Source organism: Lentilactobacillus raoultii, assembly GCF_900411375.1.
Taxonomy (GTDB): domain Bacteria; phylum Bacillota; class Bacilli; order Lactobacillales; family Lactobacillaceae; genus Lentilactobacillus; species Lentilactobacillus raoultii.
This window is the reverse complement of record NZ_LS422982.1, coordinates 37486-57884: the sequence shown is the minus strand read 5'-3', so window position 1 is coordinate 57884 and position 20399 is coordinate 37486. Positions and strand designations below refer to the sequence as shown.

Sequence of the window (20399 nt, the reverse complement as noted above, 5' to 3'; positions counted from 1 at the left end):
TGTCAATTCTCGAAGAGGTGATTTCTATGGAGACATGGAAGAAACTGATGAAAGGAACCACAGCTAGTGAGTACTTTTCAAGTACTGTCGTTATTAATTGCCTTTGGTATGTTAGTAGCGATGTTGTCCAATCAGGACAAGTAACTAAAAAGCCGCCCTGCGTAACTTTGGTAGGTTACAGGGCGACTTAATCCGTTGTCTGTAGTCTTGCCACCGCCTTTAAAGCGGCTTGCAAGGGAGAATCTGTTGACTCAGATTCTCTTTTTCTTACTTTTAATATACCATAAACGTTGAAAGTTGGCCAACAATTCTTAGATATTGGAGTGGCACTTCCTTTTCACTAAATTCACGAAGATGTCAACTTCAAGCTGGCGCAAGCTAAGGAAGAACAAAAGGAAATTTCAAGTCACCATAAATCCGATAAGTTCTTTAAACGTTATGACTGGGTTTCTACCTATTCGTCTTAACTTGATAACAGGTCGATAGTCACAGTTGATTTGCAAATGTTGCTTGTTCAAACAATCATCACGAGATCCTGTAAAATCATGCGAATAAATGCTGATTTTACAGGATCTTTTATCGCAAATCATTTATCATTCGTCATTTATTATTTGTGATTTATGATGCAACATTTTCATAAAATTTTAGTCATTCTTAATTCCCATCAACGAATGCCACCAATCATGTGTAGGTTTGAAGCCGTAATCATCACACAGTATCATTGATTTGAAAACCAATCATGTCTCGCACCACAACATTTTGTTTTAACTTTTGCAGCAATTTTAAGCTCACTTGAAAATTAAAAAAATTTCGGGGATAATTGACCCAATTGCAAATTGGCTTATTCTCAAATCTTATATTTTTAAAGGAGCGTGGTCATCGCCATGAATATCATGTTACTCTTCACTTCAGGATTTCTACTAATTGGAATTATCGGCATGCTTGTCCGTATAAAATTAGGAAAGGTTGATAAGCTAAGCAAATTTAGTTTAGCGGTATTACTCATTTGCTTTATCGTTGCACTGGCACCAAGCTTTTAAGTTAATTAAGCCGCTCTCAAAAACTCAGTTTGCCCAAAGAATAAGGGTTTCCCCCTATTGTCATTCCCGATTTTGGCGCTATACTAAATTCAATTAAATAAAAGTATTTTGTACTTTTTTAATGCCAAATTTAAAGTATAAATTACTTTTATTCAATCAATCTTACCAAAGGAAGTCTATCATGAAAAAAGTCCTAATTATCGGTGCCGGACTGGCCGGCTGCTACCTGGCCAGTCTGCTACAAGATACCTGCCATGTCACCATGATCACCAAAGGCACTCAAGCCGACAGTAATTCCATGCTGGCTCAAGGCGGGATCGCCGCTTCGCTTGATCCGGGCGATTCACCGGCCGAACACGCAGCGGATACGTTGGCGGCCGGCCAATACCACAATCGCCAAACTGCTGTTAACCAACTGGTGACCACCGGGCCCAAACTGATTCAACGATTAATCACCCATGGGATGGCCTTTGATCATCAAGCCAATGGTCAACTTGATTTTGGCCTGGAAGGTGCGCACAGCCACCACCGAATTCTCCACGCCAACGGTGATCGGACCGGCGCCGCACTCACTAAATTCGTCCAAAGTCACCTCAACCACGTCCATTGGCAGCCCCACACAACCGCCCTTGAACTGCAACGCCAAAATGGGATTTGTACCGGCGTGATCGTCCGAAACCAGCGAACGCATCAAATCGAAATCTTGTCCGGTGAGGCCATCGTGCTGGCCACCGGCGGCCTAGGCAACCTGTTTCCCCTCACCACCAACGATGCCACCATTACCGGCGATGGCATTGCGATGGCTGCTCGAATTGGTGCGGCGATTTCAGACATGGCCTTTGTCCAATTTCACCCAACCCTGCTTAGTCTCCATGGCCGGTGTTATGGTCTGATTACCGAAGCGATTCGTGGCAGTGGTGCGATTTTAGTTGATGAAAACGATCACCGGATTATGGCTGACGTGCTTCAAAAGGACCTGGCCCCTAGAGACGTGGTTGCCCGGCATCTAAAGGCTTGGCAACAACGCGGTCACCAATTATTTTTGGATATTTCAGCCATCCCAAACTTTACTCAACGCTTCCCAGGCGTCACCGAGAATCTAGACCGTCATCACGTGCCCTTTCGATCAACTCATCGAATTCCGATTCAACCTGGCGCCCACTTTGTGATGGGTGGCGTCACAACTGACTTGTCTGCTCAAACGTCCATCCCCCACCTCTTCGCAATCGGGGAAGTCGCTTGCAACGGCGTTCACGGTGCTAATCGACTGGCCAGCAATTCCCTACTCGATTGCCTGGTCAGTGCCAAAAAAGCCGCCGACAAGATTCAAGCGCTTCAACCGACGGAAATCGGGAAAGCTGCCGTTGCTGCAAAACCAGCTATCACCCCGCATTTACCCGAATTAGCCGACCTTCAAGCCCACGCCTGGCGATACTTGGGTGTTGTTCGGACCCCAGCCGGTTTGAAGGCCTTTTTGGATTGGCTGTCACCATTTAATTACCGACAGTTATCGCCAAGGCAGTTAACGGCTGATCAACTAACGATCGCCAACCTCTGCCTTTGCGCCTCCCTCATTGCCAAAGCAGCCTTTGCCGAGCCGAAAAGTTTAGGTGCCCACTACCTTGAAGAAACTGTTCCAAGTCGTTAACCAGCCAAGTCAATTTTTAACGAAAGGAATCCATCGATGCTTAATTTAAAGGAAAAAATTGCGTTTAATCGCTACTATGACGAAGCGCCAGCCGATCAAATCAAGCGAATTAAGAAAATCAAAGCGGCTTTTGGATCGGACCTGATGATTGTTGCCCACCATTATCAAAAAGATGAAGTCGTCGCATTTGCCGACGCTCGGGGTGATTCACTAAAGCTTGCCCAAATTGCTGCCAATAATCACACGGCCAAAAAGATTGTCTTTTGTGGCGTTCACTTCATGGCCGAAACCGCTGATATTTTGACGGCCGACAATCAGGATGTGATTTTACCGGATCCGATGGCCGGCTGCTCAATGGCTGATATGGCCAATCCATTTCAGTTAACCAAAGCTTGGGAATTTTTGACCGCCAACTATGGCCAGTCAATCATCCCCGTAACCTACGTCAATTCTTCCGCGGCCATCAAAGCGTTTGTCGGCCAAAAAGGCGGTGTAGCGATTACATCAAGCAACGCCAAAGCCATTATGAAATGGGCGCTTAAGCAGAAAAAGCACCTCCTCTTTTTACCGGATCAGCATTTAGGCCGGAACATTTCCTTATCACTTGGCATCAAGCCTGACCAAATCGGCTTGTGGCGAGCTCAGGAAGCTAATTTGCAGGCCGCTGACCCTCGAAAATTGCGGGTAATTCTCTGGGACGGCTACTGTTCGGTTCACCAACAGTTCAAACTTCATCACGTCCAAGCCTTACGCCAAAAATATCCCGACATTAAAATCATTGTCCATCCCGAGTGCGCCCACGAGGTCACTGCAGCCGCCGATTTTGTTGGCTCCACGTCTGCGCTAATCAAGTACGTTGATCAGGCTCCCATCGGCACCCGCATTGCCATTGGAACTGATAATAATTTGGTTGGCCGGCTAAAGGCAAGTCAACCAACTAAAAAAGTCATGTTTTTAAATCCATACTCCTGTGCCTGCATTTTAATGAATCGAATTGATCTGCCACACCTGGCTTGGACCATGGATCAACTGGCGGCCGGCCAGTCAGGGCATGTAATTACCGTCGATCCTCAAACTGCTTATTGGGCCAAGCAGGCGCTGGATCGAATGCTACAACTCAGTCTTTAGAAAGTCGAGATGACAAATGATGATTTACTTTGATCACGTCGCAACAACCCCCATGAGTTCCGAGGCGCTGGATGCCTATCGGGAAGTTGCCGAACATTTTTATGCCAATAGTGAAAGTCTCCATCAAGCCGGCAACGCTGCCGGTCAATTAGTTCAGGAATCCAAAGATAAAATCAGCCGCCTCTTAAAGATTCCATCAGAAGGGCTTATTTTTACCAGCGGTGGCACCGAGAGTAACCAGTTGGGCATTCGCTGTCTGGCTGCTGGCACTCAGAAGAAAGAAATTCTGGTCAGCCCACTGGAGCACTCCTCCGTTTATCAAATTTTAGATTATCTGGCAACCAATTCAGGCTACCGGATTAAATTTCTCCCGGTTGATTCCAAGGGCCACGTCACTCCGACGATTCTCAAGCAGGCCTTGAGCGACCAAACCGGCTTGATTGTCATTCAAGCCGTCAATGCAATCACCGGGATTGTCCAAGACATCCAGGCGCTCAATAAGGTTGCTCAAACGGCCCACCTACCACTATTTGTCGATGCTGTTCAGGGACTGGCAAAAGTTCCCCTTAATTTAAGTGACTTGGCCGGGTTTAGTGCCAGTGCCCACAAATTTAACGGCCCCAAGAGCTGTGGCCTGCTTTATTTGTCGCCTCAAGTCCTGACTCAAGCGCCTTACCCATACGTTTTCCAGCAAAACGGTTTCCTGCCCGGCACCCTCGCCGTTCCTGAAATTGTCAGTGCCACCGTTGCTTTTGAAAACGCCTGGCAGGCGATGACTGAGAATCTGACTTACGTGGGCCAACTAAAAAAGCAATTGTTAGCCGCCCTGGCACCCACCATCCACCCAGTGGCTTCCTGGGCGGAGTATCCCGGAATCTGCGGATTGATTCTGCCCAGAACGCCTGGCCAAAGTGCCGCCACGGAAATGGGCCAGCAGGGTTTCTGTTTCTCAACCGTTAGTGCCTGCAGTATTAAGGATCCGCGACCCGACCGAACGTTAACGGCCTTAAAACTCACCAACGAACAAATCAATCGCTATATCCGGATTTCCTTTGGGCCAAGTAATCAAGCCAAGGAAGTTGAGACGTTTGCGGCCGCGTTGAATCGAAATTACGGTTAACAACTTCCGCTCTCCTACCAGCAATATAAAGTTAGTTAATTTTTTAACTAGCTTGATTCGAATAGAGACCTAATCAGTTCCTTTAAAAAGGGAAATTGATTAGGCCTCTTTAAACTAAAAATAATCAATTGTCAGTATCGCTCGGGACCGGAATATTAATCCCATCGTTAAGACATTTTTTAAACCAAATCTTTTTTGCACCAGTTAAATCGAACACTGCCTCTTTTAAGGTTTCACCAAATGCCATGACTCCCGGAAGCTGTGGCATCGTTATTTTATAATATGTTTCATTATCATCGGTGACCAAATAAATCTTTAAACTATACGGCAAACTTAAATAATAGTTTAGCTCCTTCACTGTCGGTTTCCCTCCTTCTTTCCAAAAACCTACTTTTCAATTTTACGATATATCGAGTCCAAATCGCTTCCTGCTATTTTTATTTTTCTTTAATATCTTCAGGTCAGTTATTATTTTAATCCCGCTATCAGCCTGCATTCACTTAATGATCCTCCACTAAAGTTATAATATACTTAATCGTGTAAAGGAAAATTAATCAGGTTAATATCTTCAAAAAGACGAGGTGATCAATGTGTTAAATCAAACTAAACATTTTAGCGATGACCAATGCTTAAATGATTTACTTGAGAGTGCCAAAAAAATCCCAACACCTGAATTATTAAATCATGCACTCTACGAAAAAGATCCAGCTAAAAAAGCCGTCTTCAAAGCCTTGTACGAATATGTAATTGATGAACGGCAAACTAAAATTATCAACGAAAAAGGGTTTGTTATCTAATGACTTGATTAGCTTATATTATTGTTAATAAGCCCTATATTCGCTTCAAATTAACGATTCTTGTGATACCCATAACTAAAAAAATCACTTCTAATCTCACCTAATAATTTAGAAGTGATTTTTTTGATCTGTAAGGTGAACTTTACTTTTGAAAGTTCTGTTGGGTAGCAGGACACCAGCAGTGACGAATTTTTATTTTAGTCACAATTTTGTTTAATATAGTTTCCTACGTTAACCATTATTATAATGTGTTTCTTTTACTATTGATTAAAATTAGTTGATTTTAATTTATTTTTAACTTAAAATTAAGAACGTTAATAAATCTCACATGTCGAAGGGACGTGCAAAAGCATGAAGTTAAAATCACTTGTTAAGATTGGCGGTGTCGCACTGCTCTCAGTGTTAGCACTAGCCGGCTGTAGCAGCTCGTCACAATCCGGGACCAAGAGGCAGACCCTAAATTGGATGCTGCCAGCTAATATTTCCACGATGGATGCTTCCAAAATGACGGATTTGTATTCATCACAAATTGAAAATGACACCAACGAGGGGTTACTAAGAATGGGTAACAGTAAGGTTTATCCCGGGGTGGCCAAAAACTATACGGTCTCTAAAGATGGTAAGACCTGGACGTTTAATCTTCGCCACTCAAAGTGGAACGACGGTAAACCGGTGACGGCCAAGGATTTTGTCTTCTCCTGGCGCCGAACCGTTTCACCGAAGACCGCTTCACAGTACGCCTACATTTTTGATAACGTCAAGAACGCCACCAAGATCAATGCCGGCAAGCTTTCTCCGACCAAGTTGGGCGTCGAAGCCAAGGGTAACTATCAGCTGGTCGTTCACCTGATCAAGCCCCAAAGCTTCTTCAAGTACATGGTAGCCCAAAGCTACTACTTTCCAGAAGAACAATCGGTGGTTGAAAAATACGGTTCAAGTTACGGGACCAATTCCACCAAGAACGGCTACAACGGCCCCTTCGTTCTCAAGGGTTGGACTGGAACCAACGATACTTTGAAGCTGGTTAAAAACAAACACTATTGGAACGCTAAAAACATTAAGCTGCAGACCCTGAACGTTCAGGTGATTAAGGATCCAGCCACTGCCTTAAATAGTTATCAAAGCGGTAAGTTGGACTTCACCACTCTAAACAGCACCCAGGTTAAACAATATAAGAACGATAAGGATTACAAATCCTACCTGGAAGCTTCAACTCAATATTTGGAAATGAACGAAAAGCGGCTGCCAATGTTCAAAAATAAGAACATTCGAAAAGCTTTCTCGCTGATTGTGGACCGCAACCAACTGGTCAATAAGGTCTTAGCTGATGGTTCCAAAGCACCCAAGGGCTACGTTCCGGCCGGTATGAACAAACGAAATGGCAAAGATTTCGCTGATCAGGCCTACGTGAAAGGCGCCGTAACGGAAAATACCGCTGAAGCCAAACGTCTTTGGGCCAAGGGGTTGAAGCAAATTGGTAAAAAGTCGGTTTCACTGACGCTGATGGGTGATGATGACGATAACTCCAAGAAAGTCACCGAATTTGTTCAAAGCCAGCTGACCAAGCTCCCAGGCTTAAAGATCACCAATCAGAACATCCCGTTCAAGACCCGACTTTCCCGCTCCCAAAACGGTCAATTTGACATTGTGATTTCCCGTTGGATCGCCGATTACCCTGACCCATCCAACTTCTTGGATCTCTTCACATCAACTAACTCCTATAACAATGGAAAATGGCAGAATGCCCAGTACGATGCATTAATCAAAAAATCCGAAAACCAAGATGCCAACAATGAAGTTGCCCGTTGGAATGACATGATCAAGGCCGAAAAGATTCTGATGAACGATCAAGGAATTGTCCCACTAACTCAGCAAGGGCAATCAACCTTAATGAAGGCCAAAGTTAAAGGCGTTCAATTCTTCCCAACCTCACCACAGTGGGATTGGAGCAAAGTAACAATTAAATAATAATCTGATTGGATTTATAACAACAATTTAAAAGGCAGCGTTTCAGTTCTCGTTTTGGGAAATGAAACGCTGCCTTTTGGTTAATGACTATTTTTAATTTTCGATTGATCCTTAAGATACTGGGTATTTAAATTTTTCCAAAGTGTCTTAGAGGTTCCTAACACTGAAGACAGCTTATTAATCAACGAGTCCGTTAGATCAAGCTTTTCATTAACAAGTTGATTAACGGTTCTCTCCGTCACATTCAATTCTTTGGTCAACTCGCATTGACTCATCTCAGTTTCATCTAAAAATTCTTTCACATAATAGCCGGGGTGAAAAATAATCTGATTTTGATTTTTTATCATAATTCACCTCTTAATGCTTTTCTTTTTTAATATAATACCAAAAATAATGCCCCAAAGCCATCTTATCCCGTGCACAATCCATGGTATAATTCAAACTAGAAACTACAAAAAGGAGGCAGCGACCAATCATGGCAGATAACGTTTTAATGGCCCTTCACCTAAGCGCCAATAAAAAGCATCACAACGAACTTCATTTAAATACCAATCGATTCTACAAATGGCGAATTGACAAAGACACTAAAGGAACTCCCAAACCTGGCAATCTAGCCAAGGTTGAAACCGAGTACGGGATTCAACACGTGGTCATTTGGGGGACCAAAGAAGTCGCGCAAGATATTTCTGATTTAAAACGGGTCATCAAATTTGACGATCACGGTATCGGTCCTAAGCACGACTATATTAACGATGAATTTAAAAAATTTAATGAAAGTTAATCAATTTTACAATAACGCCTCAACGGCAGCCAAAAGTGAGCATTTCATTTTTAGCTGCCATTTTAATTTCAAAATTAACAATTGACAATGATCATCAAATCCGATATTTTTAACACACGACGTTAGTTAGTCATATAACTAACCAATTAACAAATTGATCTTTTGGAGGATTTGATATTTTTGGAAACCATTAAGCGCCGTGGATTAACAAATTTCGACATTAAGATTCTCGGCATCACGTTAATGTTCATCGATCACTTTCACGAAATGTTTGCCGGCGCCGGCGTGCCAACCCGGGTCGACCTATTTGGCCGTCCGGTGGCCACCCTCTTCATGTTTTTAAGTGTTGAGGGATTTACTCACACCCATGATCAAAAGCGCTATTTACTGCGCCTACTGATCGGTTTTTGGGTCATGGCAATTGGTAATATGGTCATCGGTCGGCTCTTCAGCGTTGGCAATCTCGGGTTGATGAATAATATCTTCGCTGATTTATTTGTCGGCGTCCTGACAATGTATGGGATTCAAACGGTGGCAGAAGGCAAAAAACAGCACCGACCAGGTAAATTATTGATGGGAATTTTGATCGTCGCCATCCCCCTTCTGCTAAGTGTTGTGGCAATTCTACTCACCCAGCCCGGCATGCCTCACTACGCATCGGCTGTAGTTTTGCTGCTACCGACCCCATTTATCGCTGAAAATTCAATTTTCCTGTATTTAGGACCGGTTCTTTACCTTTTGCGGCATCACCGCAACTGGCAAATGGTGGCAATTGCCGGATTTGCCCTTCTGACAACCGGGTTTCATTTTACCGGTCTCTTCACCCAAAACACCCAATGGTTGGAAATCTTAGCCATCATCCCACTTTCACTTTACAATGGCCAACTCGGTAAAAGTATGAAAGGCTTCTTCTACGCTTTCTACCCACTTCACATCTGGGGCCTCTATATTTTAGCTGCTCTATTAGGAATCAAATCCTAAAAATCGTTAGTCGCTTCTCCCCAGGAATCAGAGCATGATTAGCAAGTTTAACAACTCGAATTGCTATAATTGAGTCGATTAATTAATTCTGGGGAGAAGTGATTTAATTGAAGAAAAAATATCTGATAGTTGCTTTACTAAGCGGCACGCTGGTTTTGGGCACCACCGTGACTGCCAATGCTAAAGCTAAAACCAAAGTTGATCGGCGCCAAACCGTGGTGAACGTTGCTCTTAAGCCAACCAGTGAATCAAGTCTGACCGATTACGTCTATCACACAGTTGACCCCACCTCGAGTGACTTTCATCACTATTTATCGCCCGGAGAATTCGCTGATAAATTTGGCCAGTCAACCGACTACTTACAAGCATTTAAAAAATATCTTAGTGGCTACCATCTGAGTGCCACAGTTTATCCAGGAAATTTAGCGCTCAAAATCAAGGGAACCAAAGCTAATGTCAACCAAGCCTTTAAGGCCAAGTATGTCAGACAAAAAGGATTGCCTTCAAAAACCACCTACAAGTTACCAGGAAAACTATCCAAGCAGGTGGTGGCTGTCATTGGGGTATACGCGCCCAACCCCAAGACCCATTCAAAGAAATCAACCAAGTCAACCAAAAAATCGCCAACTAAAAAGTCGTTTACCAAATTGTCGAGCTTAAAGGACATTGGTGTGCCGATCAGTGACGCCAAACCAAATACCGATGTCACCGGTAACGCTTTTTCACGAAAATATGGTGCCCTAAAGTTTGCTAATTGCTACCACTTAACCAGCCTTTATAATCAAGGACTGGAAGGCCAGGGACAACGGATTGGGATTATCACCCACGCCGATTTTCGAATGGGCGATATTAAAACCTACTTAAAACAAGTCGGCTTACCGGACGATACCAGCCGGATTCATCGAATTTATCCGGTAGGCAGTAAAAAAGCTGCACGCAGTTTAACCAGCAAAATTTTAACGCCTTATCAGGCAGAAACTTCGCTGGACGTTCAATCAGCCAGTTCAGTTGCACCCAAAGCTCAAATCGACGTTTACATTGGCCAAACCAACAATGATGCCACGTCTACACCATCGATGCACTACACCAGCTTTATGACCGCCATTTCAGAAAACAATGATAAGCAACTCACGACCAGCTTTGGTCCCGGTGTTGAACTGGCCAAAAGCTGGACGGATCACAGTGCTTCGCTGCAACAGTACACCCATGCATTTAACTTAATGTTGGAACAAGCAGCTGCCCAAGGAATTACTGTTTTCAGAGCCAGCGGTGATTATGGACGCAGTGAGTCCCCCATCGGCAAGGAAAATCACGTCATGTCAACCTCACCCTATCAAGTGATCGTTGGCGGCACGACACTGCCTTACACCAAGATCATTCATGATAAGATCATTAAGGTTACCAAAGAACGCGCTTGGGGTGATATTTATAGTGCCAGTCCTGCCGAGATCAAAGCCGGGGTCTTCCCTGGCAGTGGTGGCGGCTTCTCAGCACTCAACCCGACACCCCGATATCAATTGGGCGTTCCTGGTGTCAACACTTTCCGGGCAATCACCCTTTTGAAGTATCTCGGCAAGGGCCATTACGCCATCAATAAGCATCCCAGAGTCATTACGGGTACTGGAAATGCCAGAAATCTACCGGATGTTTCCGGCAATGCCGACTCCCAAACCGGGTACGCCACTTACGTCTCCGGCAACCAGCTTAACATTACTCATAAGAGTTTTAAGTTGACACCTAAAAAAATTTGGACGATCGGTGGCGGGACCAGTTACGTGGCGCCACAAATGGCCGCTGCCAACGCCGTTATGAACACCCAGCGAAGTACGCCGATTGGCTTCTGGAATCCTCAAATTTACAAATTTGCTCAACAAGCCGATACGCCATTTCACGTCTTGGACGATGCCGATAATAACAACAATTTGTATTACACCGGTCAACCTGGCAAGCTGTACAATCAGGCAACTGGGCTTGGGACCATCGATTTCGAGAAGCTCTATGCTAAATTCAATGATGAAAACGCGCGGTAACGTTTAAATTGCATTTTATGGCTTAAAAATTTTTATCAATCAAGAATTAAAGGAATCCCGTGTGATCGACTTAGTATGCTGACCACACGGGATTTCTTATTATAAGTGTTGCCTGAACTGTTCCTACCGCTTAATAGCCAGATCTTTTCGCGAATTATTTACTTTCATTATCCCAAGTCCAGCTTTCCTACCAATTTATGAGTCACCTTGATTGCCACATAGAAAGTAGAAATCAAAATGAAAAGATACGCTGGAATCGCAATTACCCATGGATTAACTTTGGTAAGCCAGTGAATTAATATGACGCCAACCATATTTCCGACGAAATCAAAAATCTTAAAAGAAATAAAAAGGGAAAATAAGTATGTAATCCACCAAACAATTTCGTGCTTTATGCGTTTCGCATGTCGCTCTTGATACCCATCATCGTTTGAACTCATTGATAAAGCCCTCCAAAAGTTTGTAATTTTGTTACCCATACTACAAGAAAAATGTGAAATTTTTTTGATCATTTCCCAATAAGCTTGAGTGATCTAGGGATTAATCGACAAAAAGCCAAGCCCAGGCTTTTCGCCGACGAACGCCTTAGTCTCCGTAAATTAACCACTTTGATCTACTCACTCTTCTTAGGACAGTTACTTCAAGCAGCATCATTCCATATAAGGGATCGATTGAAAAAATCCAAACCCGGGATTTCCCCAATCGACGCCTTATATTCCAGATGCTAACCGCTTGAATCCACTCACTGAACTTAGGACAGCTCCCAAAAGCAACACCACTCCTGATAAGAGATCAAACTGAAAAATCCAAACCCGGGATTTCCCAGTTTGACGTCTTATCATCCGGGTGCTAACCGCTTTTGTCCGCTCACTGCTTTTCTTTCCCCCTTCAATAGCCTATACTTATTTCAATGACGTTTAGCAGGGAGGAATTCAGTTTGAAAAAAGTAATTATGAAGACAACCAACGCACAAGGTGGCAAAGCCGATCAGCCCACCGATGATTCAATCGATGAATCACTGTTAAAGGATGACCTTTATCAAGCCGTCAACGGCCGATGGGAAAAGACCGCCAAAATTCCCGCTGATCATTCCTCGACCGGTGGCTTTATGGATCTCAAAGACAACATCGACAAGGAACTCATGAGTGACTTGGACGATGCGAAAGCCAAAAATAATGACAGTTTTGAAGCGCCATTCTCGGAAATGCTGAAGCTTTATGACTTAGCTCAAAACTTCAAAAAACGGGATGCTGACGGTGCCGAACCATTAAAACCCTATTTGGAAAAAATTGAAAATCTGTCAAGCTTTGATGATTTAAACCATCAAATTGCCGACTGGGTTAAAACCGGTTTTCCATTGCCCTTGGGCTTCTTCGTTGAACCTGATATGAAGAACACTCAGGTCAACGCACTGTTTGCCAACAGTCCCAGCCTATTCCTGCCGGACCGCACCTATTACGAAAACAATAATCCAGCCTATGCTCAATTAATGCCGGTCCTGACCAAGACGCTCAGCCAACTCCTGATATTGGCCGATTACAGCAGCAACGAAGCCGATGAGATTGTTGAATCGGCCAAGAAATTCGATGCCGCCATCGCGCCTCACGTCAAGTCAGCCGAAGAGGCCGCTGATTACAGCAAGATGTACAACCCACAGAAATTTACCGACTTCGCCAAATCAAGCAGTCATCTTGATTTAAACAGCTTGGCAGCCGGCCTCTTTGAAAAAGTTCCTGAGCAAATCATCGTCACTGAGCCACAATTCTTTAAGGCTCTGGATGACATCGTAAACGATAACAGTTTCCAAGATATGAAGAATTGGATGCTGGTCAACACGGTCTATGCTGCCGCTGGATACTTATCTGAAGAATTTCGGCAAACGGGATCGACTTTCAGCCGGGCCCTTTCAGGCAAAAAAGAAGCCACTCCGCAAAAGAAGTCGGCCTTCTATCTGGCAACTGGAACCTTTGGCCAAACCATTGGTGACTACTACGCCAAGAAATACTTTGGGCCAAAAGCCAAGGCGGACGTTGAGCACATGGTTCGCAACATGATCAGTGTTTATAAAAACCGCCTTCAAAACAACACTTGGTTAGGCGAAGAAACCCGTCAAAAAGCCATTGTTAAACTGGACAAGCTTGGCTTACACGTTGGTTATCCCGACCACATCGACGAGTTGGAATACAAATTCAAGATCACGCCTGAAAGTCAAGGCGGAACCCTGTTTGACAATATGACTCAAATTGGTCAGGTTGCCTTAGCCGATAATTACGCTAAACTTGGCAAACCGGTTGATCGGACTAAATGGGAAATGAGTGCCAGCACCGTTAATGCCTATTACGATCCATTTAAAAACCTAATCGTCTTTCCAGCAGCGATTTTGCAGGCACCTTTCTACAGTTTGGATCAAAATTCAAGTCAAAACTATGGTGGGATTGGCGCTGTTATGGCTCACGAAATTTCACACGCTTTTGATAACAACGGTTCGCTATTTGATGAATTTGGTAACCTTAACAATTGGTGGACCAAAGCCGATCACGATTACTTCACCAAATTAGCCGATAAAATGATTAAAGAATTCGACGGGCTGCCATTTGCCGGTAGTAAGGTTAACGGTAAGCTGACGGTTTCGGAAAATATTGCCGATGCCGGTGGTTTAAGTTGTGCTGATGAAGCCGCCAAGAACGAGCCGGATTACAACTTGTATGACTTCTTCATTAACTGGGCAAAAATCTGGCGTATGAAGGCCACAAGCCAGTACAAACAATTGCTATTAAACATTGACGTTCACGCCCCGGCTGAACTTCGGGCCAACGTTCAAGTTAAAAATCTGGACGACTTTTATTCAACCTTTGAGGTTAAACCCGGCGACGGCATGTATTTGAAGCCGGAAGATCGAGTTAAAATCTGGTAATTCAGTCTCTAAAAACACAAAAAGCAACGATGAAGTTGACATTTCTCAACTCACCGTTGCTTTTTAGTTTCACATATGCAAATCAACCGACCATTTTCCAATCATCAAAACAGTCGGGTCATTTGCCTATGCTTGATGGCGTTTCTGCAGGCCGCTCGTTTCCTTGGGTTCTCGATTCAAATAAGTTTCAATTAAGCTATCCAAAGATTCCAACAGCATCCCCACCGCCATCATGGCCATCACAATCATACTGTGACCCATTAGCAGTAAGACGCCCATTATTAAGTAGAAGAATACGAAGAACCATTTTAACCACAATTTATCTGTCACTATTGTCGCCCCCTATCATTAGGATAGCTTTAACGTCAGCGAAGTACAACCGTCACGATAGAAATTCATCATGGCCACGTCAAATCTTGACGAGCACTAAATGATTTGGTAATTTGAAAGAAGTATCTACTAATGAATACGCATCAATTTGTTACCCCAAAAAGATAACGCTTCTCAATTCAACAAATCATATCATCATGAACAAACTTTGAATTATAAAGGATTTGATTAAAAATTGGCATCAACAATCAGACGATATCGCTGGCTTAGTGTTCTAGATGTTTTAGGGATCCTCATGGCCCTGCTTTTTGCATTCTTTCTGAACACGACGCCAGAGAAAAAATTAATCTTTTTTGTCTTGGCCAGTGGTTCTTTAATCATTTCAGTTCATTCCATGACCTATTTGATTGCCCAAGACCGAAAAGGATTGTCCAACTCAAAGTTGGGACGTCGAGTCGCTTTTGGCTGTGACATTCTATTTACCTTTATTTTCTTTTCATTTCAATCAATTAAACTTCCTGATTATTTACAGGCGGCTTGGACAATCAGTTACTTGGTTTGCACCAGCAGCTTTTTCCTCACAATTTTCTTTTTGGTCTATTGGATCACCAGCTGGGTTCAACGCAAGTTGCAAAGAAAGTGAGCTTAGAGGGTGTGACCGCTCTTGTCCGTTCACTGACTTAGGACAACTCCTCAAAGCAACCTCACTTCAGCTAAGGGATCGATTGGCAAAATCCAGACCCAGGATTTCCCCAATCGACGCCTTAGCTTTCGGAGGTTAACCGCTTTTGTCCGTTCACTGATTTAGGACAACTCCCAAAAGCAACACCGCTCCTGCTAAGAGATCAATCTGGAAAATCCAAAGACAGGATTTCCCAGATTGACGCCTTAGCCTCCGGGTGCTAACCGCTTTTGTCCGTTCACTGAACATATTTTTGTACACTTTTTCCAAAAGATATATAATAGTAGTAAAGAGAACCTGTGAGGTGACCATCATGAAACTAGCTGAATATCTTCATGATCAATTAAAATTTTTGAATGATCAAATGAATACCGCCAAAAATGAAAAAGATGAACCAACACAATATTTAGTTGATTCCAAAATTACTGAAGTTAAGTTAATTTTGGAAGCCCTTCAAAAAGGGATCATCGACGAAGCATAATTACGAGGTTGGAGTAAAACGATCGTTTTGCTGGCAACCTCATTTTGTTTGGGTTATGATATCAGCATTGTCATTCCTCACTCCGGTTGCAAGGCGACTACCAATTGTGGTTTAATCGTCTATAAGTACTAAATCATTCCTAAGGAGCAGAAAAACTTGATTACATTAAAATCACCACGTGAAATAGAAAAAATGGCTGAATCCGGAAAAGTCTTGGCCGGTGTCCACTTAGGCTTAAGAAAAATGATCAAGCCAGGCTTGGACACTTGGGACATTGAAGAATTCGCCCGAAAATACATTAAAGATCACCATGCCTACCCTTCAGAAATGGGCTTTGAGGGCTACAAATTTGCCACCTGTGTCTCGGTTAATGATGAAGTTGCCCACGGCATTCCGCGTAAGGGACTAATCTTGAAAGACGGCGACGTTGTTAAAGTCGACTTAACTGTCAATAAAGATGGCTTTGAAAGTGACTCTTGCTGGACTTACGCTGTCGGTGACGTTTCACCAGAAATTAAAAACTTAATGGAAGTTACCCGTAAAGCTTTGTACCTTGGAATTGACCAAGCTGTCATCGGTAATCGACTTGGTGACATCGGTGCTGCCATCCAGACCTACGTTGAAGATGAACACCACATGGGCGATGTTCGGGAACTGATCGGCCACGGCATTCAGCCAAAAATGCATGAAGAGCCAAATGTGCCGGCCTATGGGGTTGCCCATCGTGGCTTACGACTCAAGGAAGGAATGACCATCACCATTGAACCAATGGTCAACACCGGCACTTGGGAGATCAAGGATCGTTATGACAAAGCAGATGATTGGACCTACTACGTCTCAGCTGATGGTAGTCCTTCGGCACAATATGAACATACTTTAGCCATCACCAAAGACGGTCCAAAAATTCTGACGATTCAGGATCCGGACATTGACGCAAAGTATATCTATCACGAAACGCAAGACATCAATTCAAGAAGCTAACTCAAAGCTTTTGAATTGATCTTTAAAATAAAGAACCGCGCTTGACGCAGTTGTCTGAATAACTATAAACGATTAAAGCCGGGTGCAAAATTTAATTTTTGACCCGGCTTTTTTCTAAATTGGAGGTTAGTTATAAATGAACAATAAGAATTTTAAATTTCCAGACACCAAAGCGTATAACTTTGTTATCAAAGCTTTAAAGGAACGTGGGATTACGCCGGATGACATTTCCCAAATGGCCATTAATTTACAAAAACCATTCATCCCGAATCTCACTATGGAAGAGGTTCGAAAGGACACCACTAACGTCCTGCATAAACGGGAAGTGCTGAATAACGCCATGGTTGGTTTGGAATTGGACCGATTGGCATCCGAAGGCCAACTCCAGGAACCATTAGAAAGCATCATTATGAACGATTCCGGCGTTTTCGGTGTTGATGAAGGGATTGCGTTAAACATCGCCAATATCTATGGCACCATTGGCATCACCAACTATGGATACATTGATCGAGATAAGACCGGGGTCATTAAAAAACTGGACGAAGCCAAGAATGGCACTTCTTACACGTTTATTGACGATATTGTCGGCGCGATTGCCAGCGCGGTATCGGCAAGGATTGCGCATAGAAACAATTAGTGAACGCAGCCAAACGGTTAGCATCTGGAATATACGGCGTCGATTAGTGAAACCCTGGTTTTGGGTTTGGCTAATCGATCCCGTATATGGAATGATGCTGTTTGGCGGAGTTGTCCTAATCCAGTGAACGGACAAAAGCGGTTAACACCCGGATGCTAAGACGTCAATCTGGGAAATCCCGCATTTGGATTTTTCAGATTGATCTCTTAGCAGGAGCGGTGTTGCTTTTGGGAGTTGTCCTAATCCAGTGAACGCAGCCAAACGGTCAACATTTCCTAAGCCCGCCAGCCAAAATCAGTAAGGTCCATCCCCCGTTTCTTCATTCCGGAAACGTACGGGTTTCCCGCCACAAAGTACCTTAGCGGTTTGACAGCCCAATCGCCTTGATTTGAAACGCCGACACGGTTCGAGACGCCAATTTTTTTAGGCGTTTTTTTACGATGCTGATCGATGTTTAGTTTACTATCACCGAAGATCTCAAAATTCATTTTCTTATCTGAAATTCCAAAGGCTTCCATGAGTTTGCCTGGGCCATTGGTTAAGTCCCAACCGGTTTTGGTGCGATTTTTCATCATAATTTCTTGGCCGACAAACGGCTCAACGGCGCGAATGAGAACTCCTTGTGGGACGTCTTTTGGCTGGGCAGCCACATCAAGTAGGTATCGCCCATGAATTGAATAGATGTAAACTGTACCTGGAGGCCCGTATAATGGTTCATTTGAAGCGGTTCGTCGTCCTTTAAAAGCATGAGCTGCCGAATCCAACTGGCCCATATAGGCTTCGGTTTCGACAATCCAGCCGCCCACTAGACCTTTGGGTGACTGATATGTAAGCAGCATCCCCAACATTTTTTGGGCAATTTGATCGGTCGGGGCGCTGGCATAAAATGGATCACTGGTAAGCAAATTATCACAGCTTTCAAAATAATCTCTATTGGAGGAATTTTTAATATGGAACTAAAACTTGAACGAATTTACGATAAGCCACAAGATTTGTCCGGTTACCGAATTCTGGTTGACCGGTTATGGCCACGGGGAATTTCAAAAGTTAACGCAAAATTGGATCAATGGGAAAAGCAAATCGCCCCTTCCAAAGAATTGCGGTCATGGTTTTCACACGACCCCAAAAAGTTTCCTGATTTTAAGCAAAAATACCTTGATGAATTAAAGCAAAATGACCAAGTAGCTGACTTTGTCTCCCTTGTCCAAGACAAACTAAAAGCCGAAAATGTCATTCTGCTTTATGGCGCCAAAGATCGTGAACATAATCAAGCCGTTGTTTTAAAACAATACTTAGATGCTCACTTGGGCCAAGCCTGACGGATATTTTCAAGGGTCAATTGCCGAGTGCTTTCAAAATTAATGTCGGCTTCATGGAGCACTTGTGGATCGCCAACGCCAATTGAAACAATGCCAGCTGCGTTGATCGATTCAACACCTACCATCCCGTCATCAATGCCAACGCAGGCCTCCGGGAGCAAATGAAGCATTTCGGCGGCTTTGGCAAAGACATCCGGTGCCGGCTTGTTGTGTTTGATCGTCTTTAGATCAACGATTAGTGGAAAATATTTTTCAAGCTTCAGTTTGCGAATCTCTTTAGGCGCGTTGGCAGAAGCAGAGGCAATAATCATTTGATAATCATTAGCGGTTAATTCATCCAGAAATGCCGGAATGCCGGGCAGAATATCGCCAGGATTCATTTTATCCAACATCGTTTGATAAATCTCATTTTTTTGATCTGCAAGTGTCTCTTTTTGCTGAAGCGAATACTCATCCGCTTTACCAGCCGACGCTAAAATGGCGTTTAATGAGTCGATTCGATCCCGACCCTTGATGGCTTCTTCCAGCTCGTCCGTCCAGTTAATGCCCAACTGATTGGCAATTTCCTGCCAGGAACGGCTGTGATAAGCCCACGAGTCGGTAATAATCCCGTTAAGATCGAATAAAACACCTTTTACTTTGTCAAAATCACTCACCATGATCGCCCCTTTCACCCTTAGTCCTCTCAATCATTATAAAACGAGGGAAAGAAAATTACCTCAATTCTCTCTCCCTCGTTTTTATTTAATCTACGAGTCCATTACTTAACCGCGTTAAAGATCCAGGTAACGCCGTACTTATCGACCACTTGGCCGTACTTGTTACCGGATGACTTCTTTTCAAACGTGATAATCACTTTAACCTCTTCTGACTCGGCAACTTGCTTGTAGAGATTTTCCAAAGCCGTCTCCGCATCGGAATCGTGCGCATCGACCTCCAACATCAAGGAAATCAACGATGACACGACTGGTTTACCTAAGAAGCTGTCGGCAGCAAAAACTTGTTGTCCCAACACCTTAAAGCTTGCCTGAAGTGTCAGGTTATCAAGATCAACGTCCGGATTAAGGGACATCGCTTCAGCCTGCTTTTCGGTCGGTGATTCACGAGTGACATCCGTCGCCCCAAATACTCGCTTATAATATTCAAGCGCATTTTTAGTGTTCTCAAATGTTAAGTATGGAATTAATTTCGTATTACCCATTAGGTCAGCAACCCTTACTATTTTTTAGATATAATCATTATCATAATTTATGTTCAAATTTTAGAATACCGTTAATTGAAGGGGATGTCAATGTTAACAGTGAACGGACAAAAGCGGTTAACACCCGGAGGCTAAGACGTCAATCTGAAAAATCCCGCTTTTGGATTTTTCAGATTGATCTCTTAGCAGGAGCGGTGTTGCTTTTGGGAGTTGTCCTAAATCAGTGAACGGATCAAAGCGGTTAACCTCCGAAAGCTAAGGCGTCGATTGGGGAAATCCTGGGTCTGGATTTTGCCAATCGATCCCTTAGCTGAAGTGAGGTTGCTTTGAGGAGTTGTCCTAAGTCAGTGAGCGTAGCCAA

At 43.6% G+C, this 20399-nt stretch carries 22 protein-coding genes; 15 read left to right on the top strand and 7 right to left on the bottom strand.

What is annotated here, in order from left to right; all coding sequences use genetic code 11:
* Positions 1 to 26 precede the first annotated feature (26 nt).
* The 4 genes from ED605_RS15045 (at position 27) to ED605_RS01275 (ending at position 4936) form a co-directional block, all read left to right on the top strand.
* Entirely contained in the window at positions 27 to 191 is a 165-nt protein-coding gene (locus tag ED605_RS15045; RefSeq protein ID WP_162919727.1) for a hypothetical protein, read from the top strand.
* Between the two features lie 1030 nt (positions 192 to 1221).
* Positions 1222 to 2688 carry an L-aspartate oxidase gene (gene nadB, locus ED605_RS01285; RefSeq protein WP_121977130.1) on the top strand — a complete coding sequence of 489 codons (1467 nt, stop codon included), beginning with the start codon at positions 1222 to 1224 and terminating at the stop codon, positions 2686 to 2688.
* Between the two features lie 36 nt (positions 2689 to 2724).
* Positions 2725 to 3816 (top strand): quinolinate synthase NadA, encoded by a 1092-nt coding sequence (gene nadA, locus ED605_RS01280; RefSeq protein ID WP_121977129.1) that lies wholly within the window; start codon positions 2725 to 2727, stop codon positions 3814 to 3816.
* Positions 3817 to 3832: 16 nt separating this feature from the next.
* Entirely contained in the window at positions 3833 to 4936 is a 1104-nt protein-coding gene (locus ED605_RS01275) for a cysteine desulfurase family protein (RefSeq protein ID WP_225419018.1), read from the top strand.
* Positions 4937 to 5060: 124 nt separating this feature from the next.
* On the opposite strand, the gene ED605_RS01270 is transcribed toward ED605_RS01275, so the two are convergent.
* Positions 5061 to 5294, bottom strand: a complete 234-nt coding sequence (locus tag ED605_RS01270; RefSeq protein WP_121977128.1) for a type II toxin-antitoxin system HicB family antitoxin — start codon at positions 5292 to 5294, stop codon at positions 5061 to 5063.
* Between the two features lie 232 nt (positions 5295 to 5526).
* Here ED605_RS01270 and ED605_RS01265 point away from each other — a divergent pair, with 232 nt between their 5' ends.
* Positions 5527 to 5733 carry a hypothetical protein gene (locus ED605_RS01265; protein ID WP_121977127.1) on the top strand — a complete coding sequence of 69 codons (207 nt, stop codon included), beginning with the start codon at positions 5527 to 5529 and terminating at the stop codon, positions 5731 to 5733.
* Positions 5734 to 6084: 351 nt separating this feature from the next.
* Positions 6085 to 7701 (top strand): peptide ABC transporter substrate-binding protein, encoded by a 1617-nt coding sequence (locus ED605_RS01260; protein WP_121977126.1) that lies wholly within the window; start codon positions 6085 to 6087, stop codon positions 7699 to 7701.
* Positions 7702 to 7781: 80 nt separating this feature from the next.
* On the opposite strand, the gene ED605_RS01255 is transcribed toward ED605_RS01260, so the two are convergent.
* The gene (locus tag ED605_RS01255; protein WP_121977125.1) at positions 7782 to 8048 is read right to left on the bottom strand and encodes a helix-turn-helix transcriptional regulator; all 267 of its coding nucleotides are present in this window, start codon (positions 8046 to 8048) and stop codon (positions 7782 to 7784) included.
* Between the two features lie 128 nt (positions 8049 to 8176).
* On the opposite strand from ED605_RS01255, the gene ED605_RS01250 reads away from it, so the two are divergent.
* The 3 genes from ED605_RS01250 (at position 8177) to ED605_RS01240 (ending at position 11493) form a co-directional block, all read left to right on the top strand.
* On the top strand, positions 8177 to 8482 hold the full coding sequence (locus tag ED605_RS01250; protein WP_121977124.1) for a DUF5839 family protein: 306 nt from the start codon (positions 8177 to 8179) through the stop codon (positions 8480 to 8482).
* A 174-nt stretch (positions 8483 to 8656) separates the two neighbouring features.
* A complete protein-coding gene (locus ED605_RS01245; RefSeq protein WP_121977148.1) occupies positions 8657 to 9463 on the top strand; it encodes a TraX family protein in 807 nt (268 codons plus the stop codon).
* A gap of 107 nt (positions 9464 to 9570) precedes the next feature.
* Positions 9571 to 11493 (top strand): S53 family peptidase, encoded by a 1923-nt coding sequence (locus tag ED605_RS01240; protein WP_121977123.1) that lies wholly within the window; start codon positions 9571 to 9573, stop codon positions 11491 to 11493.
* Positions 11494 to 11660: 167 nt separating this feature from the next.
* Here ED605_RS01240 and ED605_RS01235 read toward each other — a convergent pair whose 3' ends face one another.
* Positions 11661 to 11933, bottom strand: a complete 273-nt coding sequence (locus ED605_RS01235; RefSeq protein WP_121977122.1) for a hypothetical protein — start codon at positions 11931 to 11933, stop codon at positions 11661 to 11663.
* A gap of 512 nt (positions 11934 to 12445) precedes the next feature.
* On the opposite strand from ED605_RS01235, the gene ED605_RS01230 reads away from it, so the two are divergent.
* Complete coding sequence (locus tag ED605_RS01230) at positions 12446 to 14407, top strand: M13 family metallopeptidase (protein ID WP_121977147.1); 1962 nt, start codon at positions 12446 to 12448, stop codon at positions 14405 to 14407.
* 126 nt (positions 14408 to 14533) lie between these two features.
* On the opposite strand, the gene ED605_RS01225 is transcribed toward ED605_RS01230, so the two are convergent.
* Complete coding sequence (locus tag ED605_RS01225; RefSeq protein ID WP_225419016.1) at positions 14534 to 14737, bottom strand: hypothetical protein; 204 nt, start codon at positions 14735 to 14737, stop codon at positions 14534 to 14536.
* A gap of 235 nt (positions 14738 to 14972) precedes the next feature.
* On the opposite strand from ED605_RS01225, the gene ED605_RS01220 reads away from it, so the two are divergent.
* The 4 genes from ED605_RS01220 to ED605_RS01210 all read left to right on the top strand — a co-directional run bounded on the left by ED605_RS01220 (position 14973) and on the right by ED605_RS01210 (position 17518).
* Positions 14973 to 15380: a hypothetical protein gene (locus ED605_RS01220; protein WP_162919726.1), complete on the top strand. Its 408-nt coding sequence runs from the start codon at positions 14973 to 14975 to the stop codon at positions 15378 to 15380.
* A gap of 352 nt (positions 15381 to 15732) precedes the next feature.
* Positions 15733 to 15900, top strand: a complete 168-nt coding sequence (locus tag ED605_RS14530) for a hypothetical protein (protein WP_162919725.1) — start codon at positions 15733 to 15735, stop codon at positions 15898 to 15900.
* A gap of 156 nt (positions 15901 to 16056) precedes the next feature.
* Positions 16057 to 16881, top strand: coding sequence for a type I methionyl aminopeptidase (gene map / locus ED605_RS01215; RefSeq protein WP_121977119.1), 825 nt, complete (start codon positions 16057 to 16059; stop codon positions 16879 to 16881).
* 136 nt (positions 16882 to 17017) lie between these two features.
* Positions 17018 to 17518 carry a phosphatidylglycerophosphatase A family protein gene (locus ED605_RS01210; RefSeq protein ID WP_121977118.1) on the top strand — a complete coding sequence of 167 codons (501 nt, stop codon included), beginning with the start codon at positions 17018 to 17020 and terminating at the stop codon, positions 17516 to 17518.
* Between the two features lie 275 nt (positions 17519 to 17793).
* Here the strand turns inward: ED605_RS01210 and ED605_RS01205 are convergent, their stop codons facing one another.
* Entirely contained in the window at positions 17794 to 18423 is a 630-nt protein-coding gene (locus tag ED605_RS01205) for a DNA-3-methyladenine glycosylase (protein ID WP_121977117.1), read from the bottom strand.
* A 45-nt stretch (positions 18424 to 18468) separates the two neighbouring features.
* Between ED605_RS01205 and ED605_RS01200 the strand changes: the two genes are divergently transcribed.
* Positions 18469 to 18837 (top strand): DUF488 domain-containing protein, encoded by a 369-nt coding sequence (locus ED605_RS01200; protein WP_121977116.1) that lies wholly within the window; start codon positions 18469 to 18471, stop codon positions 18835 to 18837.
* Here ED605_RS01200 and pgmB read toward each other — a convergent pair.
* Entirely contained in the window at positions 18819 to 19493 is a 675-nt protein-coding gene (pgmB, locus tag ED605_RS01195) for a beta-phosphoglucomutase (RefSeq protein ID WP_121977146.1), read from the bottom strand. The genes ED605_RS01200 and pgmB overlap by 19 nt on opposite strands.
* A 104-nt stretch (positions 19494 to 19597) precedes the next feature.
* Complete coding sequence (locus ED605_RS01190; RefSeq protein WP_121977115.1) at positions 19598 to 20038, bottom strand: VOC family protein; 441 nt, start codon at positions 20036 to 20038, stop codon at positions 19598 to 19600.
* Positions 20039 to 20399: the final 361 nt, after the last annotated feature.